General features: G+C 72.5%; 16 protein-coding genes and 1 pseudogene. 9 read left to right on the top strand and 8 right to left on the bottom strand.

Translation table 11 applies throughout. The annotated features are described in order from the left end of the window. Positions 1-190 precede the first annotated feature (190 nt). From ACZ63E_RS38445 to serC, 6 genes and pseudogenes are all read left to right on the top strand, one after another. A complete protein-coding gene (locus ACZ63E_RS38445) occupies positions 191-1030 on the top strand; it encodes an ABC transporter ATP-binding protein (RefSeq protein WP_465341257.1) in 840 nt (279 codons plus the stop codon). After that, the gene (locus ACZ63E_RS38440) at positions 1027-1836 is read left to right on the top strand and encodes an ABC transporter permease (protein WP_465341256.1); all 810 of its coding nucleotides are present in this window, start codon (positions 1027-1029) and stop codon (positions 1834-1836) included. Before ACZ63E_RS38445 ends, ACZ63E_RS38440 begins: the two co-directional genes overlap by 4 nt. Continuing rightward, a pseudogene (locus tag ACZ63E_RS38435) lies at positions 1833-2989 on the top strand (sensor histidine kinase). The gene ACZ63E_RS38440 and the pseudogene ACZ63E_RS38435 overlap by 4 nt, the downstream one beginning before the upstream one ends. After that, positions 2986-3606 (top strand): response regulator transcription factor, encoded by a 621-nt coding sequence (locus ACZ63E_RS38430; protein ID WP_465341254.1) that lies wholly within the window; start codon positions 2986-2988, stop codon positions 3604-3606. Before ACZ63E_RS38435 ends, ACZ63E_RS38430 begins: the two are co-directional and overlap by 4 nt. Positions 3607-3664: 58 nt before the next feature. After that, positions 3665-5005 carry a serine hydrolase domain-containing protein gene (locus ACZ63E_RS38425; RefSeq protein ID WP_465341253.1) on the top strand — a complete coding sequence of 447 codons (1341 nt, stop codon included), beginning with the start codon at positions 3665-3667 and terminating at the stop codon, positions 5003-5005. A gap of 274 nt (positions 5006-5279) precedes the next feature. Continuing rightward, positions 5280-6404 carry a phosphoserine transaminase gene (serC, locus tag ACZ63E_RS38420; RefSeq protein ID WP_465341252.1) on the top strand — a complete coding sequence of 375 codons (1125 nt, stop codon included), beginning with the start codon at positions 5280-5282 and terminating at the stop codon, positions 6402-6404. On the opposite strand, the gene ACZ63E_RS38415 is transcribed toward serC, so the two are convergent. The 5 genes from ACZ63E_RS38415 to ACZ63E_RS38395 form a co-directional block, all read right to left on the bottom strand. Beyond that, complete coding sequence (locus ACZ63E_RS38415; RefSeq protein ID WP_465341250.1) at positions 6397-7620, bottom strand: glycosyltransferase 87 family protein; 1224 nt, start codon at positions 7618-7620, stop codon at positions 6397-6399. The two genes, serC and ACZ63E_RS38415, sit on opposite strands and share 8 nt — an antisense overlap. A 150-nt stretch (positions 7621-7770) precedes the next feature. Continuing rightward, positions 7771-8976 carry an ABC transporter permease gene (locus ACZ63E_RS38410; RefSeq protein ID WP_465301944.1) on the bottom strand — a complete coding sequence of 402 codons (1206 nt, stop codon included), beginning with the start codon at positions 8974-8976 and terminating at the stop codon, positions 7771-7773. Then, the gene (locus ACZ63E_RS38405) at positions 8973-9659 is read right to left on the bottom strand and encodes an ABC transporter ATP-binding protein (RefSeq protein WP_465341249.1); all 687 of its coding nucleotides are present in this window, start codon (positions 9657-9659) and stop codon (positions 8973-8975) included. The genes ACZ63E_RS38410 and ACZ63E_RS38405 overlap by 4 nt, the downstream gene beginning before the upstream one ends. Then, positions 9656-10750 carry a peptidoglycan-binding protein gene (locus tag ACZ63E_RS38400; protein WP_465341248.1) on the bottom strand — a complete coding sequence of 365 codons (1095 nt, stop codon included), beginning with the start codon at positions 10748-10750 and terminating at the stop codon, positions 9656-9658. The genes ACZ63E_RS38405 and ACZ63E_RS38400 overlap by 4 nt, the downstream gene beginning before the upstream one ends. Next, positions 10747-11289 (bottom strand): hypothetical protein, encoded by a 543-nt coding sequence (locus ACZ63E_RS38395; protein WP_465341246.1) that lies wholly within the window; start codon positions 11287-11289, stop codon positions 10747-10749. Before ACZ63E_RS38395 ends, ACZ63E_RS38400 begins: the two co-directional genes overlap by 4 nt. A gap of 113 nt (positions 11290-11402) precedes the next feature. On the opposite strand from ACZ63E_RS38395, the gene ACZ63E_RS38390 reads away from it, so the two are divergent. From ACZ63E_RS38390 to sepH, 3 genes are all read left to right on the top strand, one after another. Beyond that, positions 11403-12065 (top strand): response regulator transcription factor, encoded by a 663-nt coding sequence (locus tag ACZ63E_RS38390; protein ID WP_465341244.1) that lies wholly within the window; start codon positions 11403-11405, stop codon positions 12063-12065. Continuing rightward, positions 12062-13204, top strand: a complete 1143-nt coding sequence (locus ACZ63E_RS38385) for an ATP-binding protein (RefSeq protein ID WP_465341243.1) — start codon at positions 12062-12064, stop codon at positions 13202-13204. The genes ACZ63E_RS38390 and ACZ63E_RS38385 overlap by 4 nt, the downstream gene beginning before the upstream one ends. 189 nt (positions 13205-13393) lie before the next feature. Then, positions 13394-14239, top strand: a complete 846-nt coding sequence (sepH, locus tag ACZ63E_RS38380; protein WP_465341242.1) for a septation protein SepH — start codon at positions 13394-13396, stop codon at positions 14237-14239. On the opposite strand, the gene ACZ63E_RS38375 is transcribed toward sepH, so the two are convergent. The 3 genes from ACZ63E_RS38375 to ACZ63E_RS38365 form a co-directional block, all read right to left on the bottom strand. After that, on the bottom strand, positions 14236-14589 hold the full coding sequence (locus ACZ63E_RS38375) for an MmcQ/YjbR family DNA-binding protein (protein WP_465341240.1): 354 nt from the start codon (positions 14587-14589) through the stop codon (positions 14236-14238). The two genes, sepH and ACZ63E_RS38375, sit on opposite strands and share 4 nt — an antisense overlap. Positions 14590-14789: 200 nt before the next feature. After that, on the bottom strand, positions 14790-15401 hold the full coding sequence (locus ACZ63E_RS38370; RefSeq protein ID WP_465341239.1) for a DUF2537 domain-containing protein: 612 nt from the start codon (positions 15399-15401) through the stop codon (positions 14790-14792). A gap of 42 nt (positions 15402-15443) precedes the next feature. Next, a complete protein-coding gene (locus ACZ63E_RS38365; protein ID WP_465341238.1) occupies positions 15444-16250 on the bottom strand; it encodes a TrmH family RNA methyltransferase in 807 nt (268 codons plus the stop codon). Positions 16251-16313: the final 63 nt, after the last annotated feature.

The following is a 16313-nucleotide window of genomic DNA, read 5'->3' as shown; positions in this document are numbered from 1 at the left end:
ACCCACGCGGCGGCTGGCGGACCGCCGCCGTTCATGCAGAAGGCCCGTTTTTGCTTGTATGACAGCGTTTTTGTGGTTCCACGGGAAACCAAGCCGGGCCCGGCCGACACCGCTGTCCACCGATCGGTGGACAGCCGGATTCAGCCGGCCGTTGCTCCTCTCCGCGGCCCCAGGCGACCAAGCTCGAGCCATGACCACAGCAGTGAGCGTGCGCGGCCTGCGCAAGCAGTACCCCGGTCACCTCGCGGTGGCCGGGCTGGACCTGGACATCGCCCCGGGGGAGGTCTTCTCCCTGCTCGGCCCGAACGGCGCCGGGAAGACCACGACCGTCGAGATCCTCGAAGGCCACCGGCAGCGGACCGCCGGCGAGGTCACCGTCCTGGGCGAGGACCCCGGGAAGGCCGGGCGCGCGTGGCGCTCGCGCATCGGCATCGTCCTGCAGACGGCCAACGACGCCGCCGAGCTGAGCGTCGCCGAGACCGTCCGGCACTTCGCGAAGTACTACCCGGACCCGCGCGACCCCGACGAGGTGATCGAGAAGGTCGGGCTCACCGAGAAGGCGAAGGCCCGGGTCAAGTCGCTCTCCGGCGGGCAGCGGCGCCGCGTCGACGTCGCCCTCGGCATCATCGGCCGCCCCGAGCTGCTGTTCCTCGACGAGCCGACCACCGGCTTCGACCCCGAGGCGCGGCGGCACTTCTGGACGCTGATCAGCGAGCTCGCCGCCGAAGGCACGACGATCCTGCTGACCACCCACTACCTCGACGAGGCCGAAGCGCTCGCCGACCGCGTCGCGGTGATCGCGCGCGGCGAGATCGTCGCGCAGGACACCCCGCAGAACCTGGGTGGCCGCGCCGCCGCCGAGGCCACCGTGCGGTGGACCGACGACCGCGGCGACCACGTCGAGCGCACGTCGTACCCGACCAAGCTCGTCAACGAGCTCTCTGCTGGGGGTAGAGAGCTCGCTGGGCTGACCGTGACGCGGCCGAGCCTGGAAGACGTCTACCTGGACCTGATCGGAGACAAGGCATGACCACGCTGACGCTGCCGGGCACACTGTCACTGGGGCTGGCCCGCGGCGGCACCGAGCTGCGGCAGTTCTTCCGGCACAAGGAGCAGGTGGTCTTCACCTTCTCCCTGCCCGCGGTCCTGATGATCCTGCTCGGGTCCATTCTGGACGGTCCGACCGCGCTCGCCGGCGTCACGTCCGGGCAGCTGCTGGCGGCCGGGATGATCGGCTCGGGCATCGTGTCGACGTCGTTCAACAGCATCGCGACCGGCGTCTCGGCCGACCGGGAAGCCGGCGCGCTCAAACGCCTTCGCGGCACGCCGATGCCCTCGGCGTCCTACTTCGTCGGCAAGATGGTGCTGGTCGCGGTGTCCAGCCTGGCGCAGACCGTGCTGATGTCCGCCGTCGCCGTGCTGCTGTTCGGGCTGAAGCTGCCCACCGAGCCGGCGAAGTGGCTGACGCTGTTCTGGATCTTCCTGCTGGGGATCGTTTCGTGCACGCTGCTCGGGATCGCGCTCAGCTCGGTCGGGAAGTCCTCCACCGGCACGGTCGCCGTGGTGCAGATGGTGTACCTGGTGCTGCAGTTCATCTCCGGCGTGTTCGTCAGCCCGATCACGAACCTGCCGAAGATTATGGTGGACATCGCGTCGTTCTTCCCGCTGAAGTGGATCTGCCAGGGCTTCCGGTCGGTGTTCCTGCCGGACGGCGCGGTCGGAATGGAGATGGCTGGGTCATGGGAACTCCCGCGGGTGGCGTTGGTGCTGGGGATCTGGTGCGTGGTGGGCGCGGTGCTGGCGCGGCTGAGCTTCCGGTGGACCGACGCGAAGTGAGTGACGCCTGGGACCGGTTCAACTGGCTCTGGGAATCCTCTTCGCGGTCGCCTACGCGGCCACGACGGCGTTGGTCATCCTCGACGAAACCGATCCGGTGCGGACGGTGGTCGCGGTCGGGGCGCTCACCGCACTGGCCCTCACCTACCTCGTGTGGGGCCGCCGGGTCGTGCGGGACGACGGGCACCCGGTGCAGCGGTGGACGCTGGCCGTGCTCGTCGTCGTCCTGGTCGCGGTCGCGCTGCTGGCCAACACCACCGCCAGCTTCATCCTGTTCATGGTGTGCCCGCTGCTGTTCACGACGCTCACCTTCCGCCCGGCGGCGGTGCTCACCACGGTGGTGATCCTGATGTCGCCGGCGTCGTCGATCGTGAACGACGGGCTGCGCGGCCCGGTGCTGCACATCCTGCTGCCGATGACCGCGATCCTCATCGTGTTCGGGGTGCTGTCCGGCAAGTTCATCCTGCACGTCATCGAGGAGAGCCGGGCGCGGGCGGAGCTGATCGACGAGCTCGAGGCGAGCCGGGCGGAGGTGGCCCGGCTCTCGCGGGAGGCGGGCACGGCGGCCGAGCGCGAACGGCTGGCCCGGGAGATCCACGACACCCTGGCCCAGGGTTTCACCAGCATCGTCACCCTTGCCCAGGCCATCGAGTCCGAAGTGGACACCGACCCGGCGGCGGCGCGGCGGCACGCGGAGCTGGCCGCCCGCACCGCGCGGGACAACCTCACCGAGGCCCGCGCGATGGTCGCCGCGCTGGCGCCGGCCGACCTCACCTCGGGTTCGCTCGTCGACGCCGTCCGCCGGCAGGCCGACCGGCTCGCCGACGAGACGGGCCTCGCGGTGCGGTACGAAGTGGACGAAGGACTGCCCACACTGGTCATGGCGAGCGAAGTCGTGCTGCTGCGCGGCGCGCAGGAGGCCCTGAACAACGTCCGGCGGCACGCGTCCGCGGCCGAAGCGGCGGTCCGGTTGTCCCTTGTGGACGGTGCGGTGCGGCTGTCCGTCCGCGACGACGGCGTCGGCTTCGACCCGGACCGCACCGCCGGGTTCGGGCTGCGCGGCATGCGGTCCCGCGCCGAACAGGTCGGTGGCACACTGAGCGTCCGGAGTGGCTCCAGCGGCACCGAACTCACCTTGGAGGTGCCCGCTTGATCCGCATCATGCTCGTCGACGACCACCCCGTCGTCCGCGAAGGGCTGCGCGGCATGCTCGAAGCCGAGCCCGACCTCACGGTGGTCGGCGAAGCGGGTTCGGGCGACGAAGCCGTCGCGCTCGACCGCGTCGCCCGGCCCGACGTGGTGCTGATGGACCTGCGGATGCCCGGCCTGGACGGCGTCGGCGCGACCAAGCGGATCCTGCGCGAGCAGCCCGGCCGCCGGATCGTCGTGCTCACGACGTACGAGACGGACGCCGACATCCTGCGCGCGGTCGAGGCGGGCGCGTCGGGCTACCTGCTCAAGGACGCGTCCCGCACGGAGCTGGCGAACGCGATCCGCGCGGCCGCCCGCGGCGAGACCGTGCTGGCGCCGTCGGTGGCCGGGAAGCTGGTCAACCGGGTCCGCAACCCGGAGCCGCAGACGTTGTCGGCCCGCGAAGCCGAGGTGCTGCGGCTGGTCGCGAAGGGCGGCACCAACGCGGACATCGGCCGGGCGCTGCACATCAGCGAAGCCACGGTGAAGACCCACCTGCTGCGCGTGTTCGGCAAGCTCGGCGTGTCGGACCGGACGGCCGCGGTGACCACCGCCATGGCCCGCAACCTCCTCGGCTGACCCGGCGCTCGTCGTCCCGGTGGCTGCCGGGTCCGGCGCCGCGCGGCAGAATGCCCCCATGCTTGAGTCGACCGAACACGTCCTGCTCCGCCGGATCGCCCATGAGCAGGCGGCCTGCCGCGCGCCGTCGCTCGTCGCCGCCGTGGTGCGGGACGGGGAGATCGTCTGGTCCGGGGCCCGCGGGCGCGTCGGGGACTCCCGGCCCGGCACCGACACGCAGTACCGGCTGGGTTCGATCACCAAGACGCTCGTCGCCACCGCCGTCATGCGGCTGCGCGACGAAGGCCTGCTCGACCTCAACGACCCGCTCGAAAAGCACGTTCCCGGCACCCCCTTCGGCGCCGCGACCGTCGCCCAGCTGCTCTCCCACACCTCCGGCCTGACGTCGGAGTCGCCCGGGCTCTGGTGGGAGCGGACGCCGGGCGCCGACTGGGACGCGCTCGCCGGCAGCCTCGCCGACGGCGCCACCAAGCACCGGCCGGGCGCGCGGTTCCACTACTCGAACGTCGGGTACGGCGTGCTCGGCGAGCTCGTCGCGCGCCACCGCGGGAAGGGCTGGCTCTCCGTGCTGGACGAGGAGATCCTCGGCCCGCTCGGGATGACCCGCACCACCCCGCACCCGGTCGGCGCGCACGCCGAAGGCTTCGCCGTGCACCCCTTCGCCGACGTCCTGCTGCCGGAGCCGCACCCGGACGCCGGCGCGATGGCCCCGGCCGGGCAGCTGTGGTCCACCGCCACCGACCTCGGGCGCTGGACGGCGTTCCTCGGCGGCCACGGCGGCGGGGTGCTCGCGCCGGAGACCATCGAGGAGATGCGGACGATGGTGACCGTCGACGACACCGACGTCTGGACGACCGGGTTCGGCCTCGGCCTGATGCTCGTGCGCTACCAGGGCCGGCGGCTGGCCGGGCACACCGGCTCGATGCCCGGGTTCCTCGCCGCGTCGATCATCGACCCGGTCGCGCAGACGGGGGCGCTGGTGCTCACCAACTCGACGTCCGGGGTCGGCATCACCCAGCTCTGCCTCGACCTGATCACCACGACCGACACCCTCGAGCCGCGCGTGCCCGCCGAGTGGGAGCCGTCCGCCGTCGACCCCGCGCTGCTCGCGCTGACCGGGCTCTGGCACTGGGGCCCGACGCCGTACCACCTGCGGATCCAGGGCGACGGCCTGCTCCTGCTGGCCCCGGCCGAGGGCCCCGGGCGCAGCTCCCGCTTCCAGGCGACGGGCGAAGACACCTACCTCGGTCTCGACGGCTACTACGCCGGCGAGACGCTCGTAGTCGGGCGAAACACCGAAGGCGTCGCGACGCACCTCGACCTCGCCACGTTCGTCTTCACACGCACGCCGTACGACCCGGCCGCCCCGGTGCCGGGCGGCGTCGAGAACTGGCACTGAGCCCGAGCCGGGCCCCGCTCACACCCCCAGAGTGAGGTGAGCGGGGCCCTCAGGTCAGTGCCGGGACGCCCGCGGCCTGGGCCCGCGAAGGCCAGCTGCACAGTCGTCACGACCGGGAACCTAGCGCCCGCCGGGCCCGCCGGTAACCGTGTTTTTACGGTCACGGCGGGTTCCGTCCGGACCGGTCCCACTGCGCGGAACAGCCGCTATTCCACATACCGGGCAGTTCCGCACCGCTTCGACCTGCCGCGTCCCGACCTGAGAGACTGGCGGCATGACCGACGCTGAGTTGACCATCCCCGCAGACCTCAAGCCGGCCGACGGCCGCTTCGGCTGCGGACCGTCGAAGGTCCGCGCCGAGCAGCTGAGCGCCCTGGCGGAGTCCGGCTCCACCTACCTCGGCACGTCGCACCGGCAGAAGCCGGTCAAGTCCCTCGTCGGGCGCGTCCGGGCCGGGCTGTCCGAGCTGTTCTCCCTCCCCGAGGGCTACGAGGTGATCCTCGGCAACGGCGGCACCACGGCGTTCTGGGACGCGGCCGCGTTCGGCCTGGTCCGCGAGCGCTCGCAGCACTTCACCTACGGCGAGTTCTCCTCGAAGTTCGCCTCCGTCACCAAGGGCGCGCCGTTCCTGGCCGACCCGATCGTCGTCAAGGCCGACGCCGGCAGCGCGCCGGACATCGCCTACGAAGCCGGCGCGGACCTGGTCGGCTGGGCGCACAACGAGACGTCGACCGGGGTCGCCGTCCCGGTCCGCCGCCCCGAGGGCAGTGACGGCGCGCTCGTCGCGATCGACGCCACCTCCGGCGCCGGCGGCCTGCCGGCCAAGGCCGAGGACTTCGACGTCTACTACTTCGCGCCGCAGAAGTCGTTCGCCGCGGACGGCGGCCTGTGGATCGCGCTGGCCTCGCCCGCCGCGGTCGAGCGCATCGGTGAGATCGGCGGCGGCGACCGCTGGATCCCGGAGTTCCTGTCGCTGACCACCGCGCTGGACAACTCCCGCAAGGACCAGACCTACAACACCCCGGCCGTCGCGACGCTCTTCCTGCTCGCCGAGCAGATCGAGTGGATGAACGGCCAGGGCGGCCTCGAGTGGACGACCTCGCGCACGAAGGACTCGTCGTCGCGGCTGTACGAGTGGGCCGAGAAGACGAGCTACACCACGCCGTTCGTGAAGGACCCGGAGCTGCGCTCGCAGGTCGTCGGCACGGTGGACTTCAGCGACGACGTCGACGCCGCCGCGGTGGCGAAGGTGCTGCGCGCCAACGGGATCGTCGACACCGAGCCGTACCGCAAGCTGGGCCGCAACCAGCTGCGCGTCGGCCTGTTCCCGGCCATTGACCCGGACGACATCTCGAAGCTCACGCAGAGCATCGAGTACGTCGTCGAGCGGCTCAGCTGACCTGAGGCTCCTTCGAGGGGACCTTCGCCGCTTCGGTGGCGAAGGTCCCCTTTTCCGTGCTCAGGCGACGGGCGCCGAACGCGGCCAGGACCAGCAGCGCGAGGCCGAACAGCTCGTAGGACTCCGTCGCCAGCCACCAGCCGGCCGACGGCGCCGGGCGCGGCGCGAACCACATCGGGCCCCAGATGAACAGCGCGAGCCCGGCGACGACCACCGCGGTCGCCGTCCACCGGATCGCCCGGCCGAAGCGCCACGCGTACCACCCGGCGAGGACGAGGATCGGCACGCACCACGTCCAGTGGTGGGTCCACGAGATCGGCGAGACCAGCAACCCGCCGAGCGCGCAGGCGGTGAGCCCGAGCACCGGCTCGGCACGCGCGACGACCACCGCGACCAGGGCCATCACCACCAGCGCGGCCAGCACCCAGGCGAACTCCGGCCAGCCGGCGCGCACGGTCAGACCGTGTAGCGACTGGTTGCCGACGTAGTCGACACCGCCGATGCGGCCGGCGTCGAAAACGAGCTTCGTCCAGTAGGTGAAGGACGCCGACGGCCGGACCAGCCACAGCAGCGCGCCCGCGGCCAGGAACCCCACGACGACCCGCGCGGCCGACTTGAAGTCACGGCGGAACAGGAAGTACACGACAAAAACGGCGGGCGTCAGCTTGATCGCCGCGGCGACGCCGATGAGCAGGCCCTTCGTCCGCCGCCGCTCGCCGGGCAGCAGGACGTCGAGCACCACCAGGACCATGAGCAGCGCGTTGATCTGGCCGAAGCCGAGCGTCGAGCGGACCGGCTCGAGCAGGGCGCCGGCGAGCTGCGCGCCGATGGCGACCAGCGCGGCCACCGCGCGGCCGCGGACCTTCGACGCGTCGGTCAGCGAGCCGTTGAGCGTCGCGACGTAGAGGTAGGCGACCACGCCGGTCGCGAGGATCGACGCGATGCTGACCAGCTTCATCGTCGCCGCGAACGGGAGCAGCGTGCCGGGCAGGAACACCGCGGCGGCGAACGGCGTGTAGGTGAACGGCAGCAGGATCTGGTGCGTGGTCGGCACCCAGGCGTCGTACGGCGAACCCTGCTCGGCCAGCGCCTTCGCGCCGCCCAGGTAGACCTCCAGGTCGAGGCCGTCGAATCGCTTCAGCACGAGGACCAGCACGACGGCCGCGATCTCGAGGACGGCCAGTGCCGCCACAAGCTTCCGCCCCGACAGCACCACACGTCCCCCTCAGGTCTCCCGACCGGCCGAGATTACCGGGCGCTCACCGCCCCCCGCGGCTGACCTGGCGTTCACCACCCCGAGCTTTCACGTGAAAGCTAACCGGAGGTCGTAACTCCGGATCGCTTTCACGTGAAAGCTCCGCCTGGGTCAGGCGAGGGCCTGGGTGGGGGCGAGCCGTGCCGCGCGGACCGCCGGGTAGGCCCCGGCGACCGCCCCGACCAGCGCCGCGACGCCGACACCGCCGGCCAGCGCGCCCCACGGCAGCACCGCCGGCCAGCCCTGGCTCAGCGCGTACCCCGCCGTCACCAGCACCCCGGCCAGCACCCCGGCGAGCCCACCGAGCCCGGACAGCAGCACCGACTCGGCCAGGAACTGCCCGCGGACCTGCCGTTTGGTGGCCCCGAGCGCGCGGCGCAGGCCGATCTCACGACGTCGTTCGAGCACCGAAATCACCATCGTGTTCGCCACCCCGACCCCGCCGACGAGCAGCGCGACCCCGCCGAGACCGAGGAACAGCGCGCTGTAGGTCGTGTCCGTCAGCTTCTGCGCGGCGAGCGCGTCCGACGGGCGGCGCACCTCGACCTCGTTCGGCGCCTGCGGGCTCAGCGTCGCGGCCAGCACCGACCGCACACCGTCCACTTGGGACTCTTCGGCGCGGACGTACACGGTGGACGGGTGGCCGTCGAAGCCGAGCAGCCGCTTCGCGACGTCCCAGCCGACCAGCGCCGACCGCTCGACCTCCGGCGCGAGCGGCATGGGCGCGAGGATCCCGACGACGGTGAACCACTGCGTCCCGATCAGCACCTGCGGTGGCCGCGCCGGGTCGACGCGGTCGATGCCGAGCCGGGCCGCCGCCTGCGAACCGAGCACCGTCACCGGGTAGTCCTGGTTCCCCGCCGCCAGGAACGACCCCACCCGGACCTTCCCGCCGAGCACGCCCAGCAGGTCCGGCCGCGCGGCGAACACCGCGAGCCCGGAGGTGTCGTCCACCGCGATCTTGTCGCTGCGGCGGACGTTCGCCGACGTGTTCCCGGTGCCGCTGGCCGCCTGCACCGGGCCGATGCGCTGGGCCATCGGGATGGCGTCGTCGGGCAGGGTCGCGTCCTTGCCGAACAGCGTCTGGCCCGGTCCGGCGGTGAGCAGGTTGGTGCCGAGCGCGGCCAGCCGGTCGTGCAGGGCCTGCGCGCCGGACGCCGGGATCGCCAGCACCGCGACCATCGCCGCGACGCCGATCGCGATGCCCAGCGCGGAAAGCACCGCGCGCACCGGCCGCGTGCGCATGCCGTGGGCGCCGAGCGCGACGACGTCCGGCGGCTTGAGCCGGGCAGGCTCCGGGAGGGTCACCATCGTCATCGCGCACCCACCAGGCCGGTGTCGAGCCGCAGGTGCCCGTCGAGCAGCTCGATCCGCCGCGGCATGCCCGCGGCGATCTCCCGGTCGTGGGTGATCACGACGATCGTGGTGCCGTCGGCGGACAGCTCCCCGAGCAGCCCGAGCACGGACGCGCCGGTGCCGGTGTCGAGGTTGCCGGTCGGCTCGTCGGCCAGCAGAATCGCCGGGTTGTTGACCACCGCCCGCGCGATCGCGACGCGCTGGCGTTCCCCGCCGGACAGCTCGCCCGGCCGGTGCCACGCCCGGTGCCCGAGCCCGACGCGGTCGAGCGCGGCCAGCGCCCGCCCGCGCCGCCGTCGCCGCGGCACCCCCGCGTAGAGCAGGCCGGTGCAGACGTTGTCCACCGCGCTCATCCCTTCGTCGAGGAAGAACTGCTGGAACACGAACCCGATCCAGCGCGAGCGCAGCGCGGAGACCTTGCGGTCCGACAGCGCGGCGACGTCGTGGCCGTGCAGCTCCACCCGGCCCGACGACGGCCGGTCGAGCGTCCCCATCAGGTGCAGCAGGGTCGACTTCCCCGACCCGGACGGCCCGACGATCGCAACCATCTCGCCGTCCTCCAGCGAAAGCGAGACACCGTCGAGCGCGGCGACCCCGCCGGGGTAGGTGCGCGTGACCTCGTGGACGCGCAGCACGGGCGTCACGACGTCGTCACCACCCGCATGCCTTCGGTCAGCCCGGCCCCGGTGACCTCGACCTTCCCGCCGCTGAACAGTCCCGTTCGGACACCGATCAGCCGGCGCTGCCCGTTTTCGTCGACCTCGACGGCGTAACCGCCTTCGGCGAGCGCGAGCAGCGCGCCGACCGGGACCGCGAGCACCCCGGAGTGGACGCTCTTGGTGAACCGGACGGTCGCCGGGGCCGAGTCGAGCGAGCCGGCGACGGCCGGGTCGTCGAGCCGGACGGTCACGGTGATCTTGGGCTTGCCGTCGTCCTGGCCCGCCGCGTCCTTGCCCTCGACGGCGGTCCGCCCGACGTCGGTGATCGTGCCCTGGGTCGTCTTCCCGTTGATCGTCACCGACGCCTTCGCGCCCTGCTGCGCGAGATCCTGCTTCGCCGCGTCGAGCTTCACCTGCACCGAGCGGACGGTGCCGGTCGTCTTGAGGACGTCACCCTGGGCCGGCGCGCCGAGCTTGGCCGACAGCGCGGACACCCGGACCTCGCCCGCCGCGAGCACGACGTCACCCTGGCCGAAGGCGCCGGTCTGCTCCAGCCCGAGCGACTTCTGCCACTTCTTCAGCGCCGACGCCGTTGCCGAGGTGAACTTCTTGTCCGGCGTGCCGAAGCCGCCGAACCCGCACGCCTTGAGGTTCTCCTCCAGCTGCTTGACGTCGGCGCCGTCGGCCGCGCCCGCCGCGAGGTCGCGGTAGAACGGCAGGGTGCCGTAGAACAGCGGCACCGGCTTGGCGTCCACGCCGTAGACCGGCGCGCAGCGGGTGAGGATGGCGCCGGCGGCGGGCAGCGACGTGATCGTGCCGGGCTTGCGGCCCTGGACGCCGTCCTCGTCGCCGTACCCGAGCGTGCCGTCGGCTTCCTCCTCCTCACTCAGGTCGGTCTTGGCCACCTCCGCCGTCTCGACGGACGGTGGCGCGGCCTCCTTGACGGGCGTCGCGCTCGAAACCCGCGTCAGGATCACGACGGAGCTGGTGCCCAGCACCACCACGATCACCGCGGCGGCGACGAACCAGCGCGTCCGGCCGCGACGGCGGGGCTTCAGGTGGGTCACTTCGCTCATTGGTCCGCCCCGCGGGCACTGATGCTCGCGCCCATCCCGCAGGCCTTCGCGGCGGCTTCGAACTTCTTCGGGTCGTCGCCCGGCCCGCCGAGCCGCGTCGCGCCCTTGCCGCTCGGGTCGGGGTCGGGCATGTCGATGCCGTGCTCGCGCATGCACTTGGCGTCCTTGCGCATCTTGTCGAGTTCCTCGGCGCTCGGCGGCTTCATCTCGCCGCCGTTGGGCATGAGGTGCTTGCAGGCCTTCTGCGCGGCTTCGATCTTCCCCATGTCGACGCCGTCGCCACCGAGGGTGACCGCCATCCCGCCGCCCTCACCGGCCGGCTTCGGGTCGGGCATGTCGACGCCGTGCTCCCGCATGCACTTGGCGAAGTCGCGCATCTTGTCCTCGTCGCTCTTGCCGCTGTTGTCCGCGGCCGTGGGCCCGCCCGGCTTCGGCGGCGTCGAGATCGACGCGACCTTCGACCCGTCGTCGCCCTTCGCGCCGCAGCCCCCGAGCAGCAGGGCCGCCCCGAGCGCCGCGACGACGATCCGTGTCCGCATGGCTCGCTCCTTTCTCCTTCGCTGGGGTGCCAGGTCTACGGATCGGGGGATTCGGGCCCGCTAAGCGACGTCGCTTATGCGGTCCTTATGGCCCTCCTGCGCAGACTGGGCGGGTGCGGGTGCTGGTGGTGGAGGACGAACGGCTGCTGGCCGACTCCGTGGCCGAGGGGTTGCGGCGGTTTTCGATGGCCGTCGACGTCTGCTACGACGGCGAGCAGGCCCTCGAACGCGTCGGCGTGCACGGCTACGACGTCGTGGTCCTGGACCGCGACCTGCCGAAGGTGCACGGTGACGACGTCTGCGCCGCCGTGGTCCGGGCGGGTGGCGAGGCGCGGGTGCTGATGCTGACCGCGGCCGCCGACGTCACCGAGCGGGTCGCCGGCCTGGGCGCCGGCGCCGACGACTACCTGACGAAGCCGTTCGCCTTCGCCGAGCTCGTCGCCCGGGTGCAGGCGCTGTCGCGGCGCGCGCGGCCCGCGTTGCCCCCGGTGCTGGAGCGCGACGGCGTCGTGCTCGACCTGCCGCGCCACCAGGCCGCCCGCGACGGCCGGTTCCTGCTGCTCTCGCCGAAGGAGTTCGCCGTGCTCGAGGTGCTCATGCGGGCGGAGGGCGCGGTCGTCAGCGCCGAGGCCCTGCTGGAAAAGGCGTGGGACGAGCACGCGGACCCGTTCACCAACGCGGTGCGCGTCGCGGTGATGACCCTGCGGCGCAAGCTCGGGGACCCACCGGTGATCGAGACCGTGCCGGGCGCCGGCTACCGGTTCGGCGCCCGGTGAACGGCATTTCGGTCCGCGCGAAGCTCACCGCCTGGTACGGCGGGCTGTTCCTGCTGGCCGGGCTGGTCCTGGTCGTCATCAACTACCTGCTGGTGCAGAGCACGCTGCCGGACCCGGCCCGGGTCGCCTCCTCGACGATCGGCACGGCCGACCTGACCTACGGCGTCCCGGCCGACACGGCTCCGGCGGGCGTCGCGGTGCGGCTGCTCAGCGGTTCGCTGGCGGACTACCGCTCCTCGACGCTGTCCACGCTGGTGGTGGGCTCGGCGATCGCGCTGGTCGTGACGGCGGCGCTGGCGGTGCTGTTCGGCTGGCTGATGGCGGGCCGCGCGCTGCGGCCGCTGCACGACATCACCTCGGCCGCGCGGCGGCTGGAGGCAGGCAAGCTCGACCGGCGGATCAACCTCGAAGGCCCGCCCGACGAGCTGAAGGAGCTCGCCGACACCTTCGACGGCATGCTCGACCGGCTCGCGGAGTCGTTCGACAGCCAGAAGCGGTTCGTCGCGAACGCGTCGCACGAGCTGCGGACGCCCCTGGCGGTGCAGCGGACGCTGATCGAGGTCGCGATGGCCGACCCGGAAGTGGCGCCCGAGCTGCGGAAGCTCGGCACGCACCTGCTGCACACCAACGAGCGCAGCGAGCGGATGATCGAGGGCCTGCTGGTCCTCGCCCGCAGCGACCGGGGGCTGACCGCGCGCGCCCCGGTCCGGCTCGACGAAGTGGTGGCGTCGGTCGTGCGGGCGACGTCCGCCCAGGCCGAGTCGGCCGGGGTGAAGGTGGAGGCCCGCCTGCGGCCGCGGGTGGTCGCGGGCGACCCGGTGCTGCTCGAGCGGCTGGTGACGAACCTGGTGGTCAACGCGATCACGTACAACGCCGCGGGCGGCTGGGTGTACGTCGAGGTCCGCGGGGATCCGGCCCTGGAGGTGCGCAACTCCGGGCCGGTGGTGCCGCCCGAAGCCGTGCCGACGCTGTTCGAGCCGTTCCGCCGGGTGGGGTCGGAGCGGACCGGGGACACGCGCAACGCGGGGCTCGGGCTGTCGATCGTCCGGTCGGTGGCCCAGGCCCACGGCGGGTACGCCGACGCCCAGCCCGGCCGGCGCGGCGGCCTCACCCTCGTCGTCCGGCTGCCGCCGGCGTGATCCACTCGATCGTGACTGACCGTGTCCGGCGTGTCACCCGGCGGCCGCCGACCTGGGTGATCCATGATGCGGACGTCGCTAAGTGAACAGTGGGCAGTTCGGTGCGGACTCGGCGCGCCTCGCACGTCAAGCCGACGCGCCGTTCTAACGTGGGCACCCACAACGGTGAAGCATCGGGGAAGGCGAACAATGCGCGCGCTTCGGGTAGTCGGGTTGCACGAGGACGGTAAGTCCATCGTGTGCGAAGACTCGGCGAGCGGTACGCGCTTCCTCCTCCCGGCCGATGAAAGACTGCGCGCGGCGGCACGGGGTGACCTCACCCGCCTCGGCCAGATCGAAATCGAGTTGGAGAGCCAGATGCGGCCACGCGAGATCCAGGCGCGAATCCGTGCCGGCGAGTCAGTCCAGCAAGTCGCGGCGGGCGCCGGGATTTCGGAGCAGCGCGTCGAGCGGTACGCCTACCCCGTCCTGCTCGAGCGGTCCCGGACCGCCGAGCTCGCCCAGAGCGCCCACCCCGTCCGCGAGGACGGCCCCGACGTGCAGACGCTCGGCGAGGTCGTCGCGTACGGCTTCGGCGTCCGCGGGCACGACTACTCGAAGGCCGCGTGGGACGCCTGGAAGGGCGACGACGGGCGCTGGGTCGTCGTGCTGCAGTGGAAGGCCGGGCGCTCGGACAACCGCGCGCACTGGGCGTTCGCACCCGGCGCGCACGGCGGCACGGTCGTGGCGCTCGACGAGAACGCCGAGGTCCTGCTCGACCCGAACGCCTACCGCGCCCCCCGCACGGTCCGCGCCCTCGACCCGGCCCGCGACGCGGAGTTCCAGCCGACGCTGGACTCCGTGACGCCGGAACGCGCCGAGCTGCCGGCGGCCGAGCCGGACCCGGACGACGACACGCGCGAGATCCCGCGTGTCCCGGCCGACCCGGAAGAAGATGTTGCCGAGGACGAGCCGCGGCCGAAGGCCAAGAAAAATCACCCGATCGTGCCGTCCTGGGAGGACGTGCTCCTCGGGGTCCGCTCGCAGCGCGGTTAGTCCACCAGCGCCGCGAGCGTCTTCGGCGCGACCAGCCGGTAGGCCTCACGCACGATCCGGTCGATTTCGGCCCAGTCGACATCGACGTCCAGCCGCACGCCCAGCCAGCCGCGGTGCCCGACATAGGCCGGCCGGAAGAACCGCCCCGGCTCGGTGCGCACGAGCTCTTCCTGAGCCCCGGGCGGAGCGGGACACCAGAAGGCGAGCCGGCCGTCACCGTGGTGGTCGTCGGCGAACATGACGAAGGTCTTCTTGCCGCGCACGAACCAGGCGGGCGAGCCGTGACTGAGGCGCTCGGTCGCTTCCGGCAGGGCCAGGCACACCTTCCGCAACGCGTCGAGCTGCTCCATCCCGCCAGGTTACGACCTGCGCGCGACGCCGTCTGCTGAACAGGCACCGGGGTGAGCTGAAGTTCCGGTTGTTCTCCCGTGGCATCCGGACAGTGGGGGGATCGACCCGGCACCTCCGGGTCGGTCGGGCCACTGGTTCTGCTCGTCGCCGGACTGCCGATGCTCAGCGGCGGGTCGTCGTCTGCAGGTCACCGCACCCGCTAAAGCGCGATGACCAGCACCCCGATCCAAGCGATGACCACACCACCCGCCGCCCCATAAGCGGCCCAGCGCAAAATCGGCGTCCGGCGGATCAGCCACAACGACGGCGCGATCCCGGCCGTCACCACCACCGACGCCACCAGCGCCAGCCAGCCGCTGGTCTCGCGGGCCAACGTCGAAGCCAGCGCCAGCATGGCGACCACGACCACCGCCGCGATGAACGCCGAGACCGTCAGCCCGGTCAGCCACGGCGTCGGCTCCCCCGGCTCGCCCGGCGGGCCGAGCAGCGAGCGGACCAGGCGCTGGCCGGGTTCGGTGGGCCGCGGCGGGGGCTCGACCACCGTGTCGGCGCCGGTGACCGGGTCGACGAACCGCACCGTCGTGCCCATCACCGAGGCCAGCCGGGCGGCCAGCTGGCGGCCGCGTTGGGAGACGACCGCGCCCGCCTCGGCGCCGGAGTCCACCGACACCGCGGCCGCCACGCGCGCCCACTCGTGCAGGGCCTGTGCCAGGTCGGCGCCGATCGCGAGCTTGTGCGGGTCCACCTCACGGGCGTGTTCCCCGCCGGGGCCGGCCAGCACGGCGCGCCCACCGCGGATCCGCAGCTCCATGGGGTCCTTTCGCGCCGCTCGACCAGTCCCGAGACCAGAACCTTAGTCGGCGTCCGCCAGTTCGTAGAAGGCCACGGCGGCGGCCGTGGCGATGTTGAGGGAGTCGACTCCCGCCGGCATGGGTATCCGGACCGCGTGATCAGCCGCCGCCAGCGCCGCCTCGGTCAGTCCGGGGCCTTCGGCGCCGAACAACAGCGCGACCCGTCCGGGCGCGTGCTTCCGCAGCTCGCGCAGCGGAACCGAGCCCGTCCGAGGGGTGAACGCCGCGACCGAAAAGCCGTGCGCCCGCAGCTCGTCCAGGCCGCCGGGCCAGTCCGTCAGGTGCCCGAACGGCACCCGCAGCACGTGGCCCATCGACACGCGCACGCTGCGCCGGTACAGCGGGTCGGAACAGCCCGGGCCGAGCAGCACCCCGCCGACGCCGAGCGCGGCCGCGTTGCGGAAGAGCGCGCCGAGGTTTTCGTGGTCTCCCACGCCTTCCAGCACGGCGATCGTGCGCGCTTCGGCCACGACGCCGGAAACCGTGAGCGGCGCGGGCCGGCCGGCGACGGCGAGGATCCCGCGGTTGAGGTGGAAGCCGACCACGTCGGCCATCGTCTCCGCGGAAGTGACGTACTGGGGCACATCTGTCCCGTCGAGATCGCCGGCCAGCTCGGCGAACCGCCGTTCGACGCCCAGCAACGCCCGTACCGGGTAGCGGGACGCCAGCAGCCGGGACACCACCACGGTGCCCTCGGCGATGACGAGTCCCTTGCCGCCCGGGCGGTCCGGGCGGCGGTCCGCTGTGGACAGGTCGCGGAAGTCGTCGACGCGCGGGTCGCCGGAGTCGTCGATGTGGATCACGCCCATCCGCCCAGTCTGTCATCCGCCCACCGGGTGCCCGACTGGTCCGAACGTCGATCCCGGAGTGGT

It is taken from the genome of Amycolatopsis sp. NPDC104819, assembly GCF_055583145.1.
The sequence above is the reverse complement of the archived record's forward strand: the minus strand, read 5'-3'. Positions and strand labels throughout refer to the sequence as shown.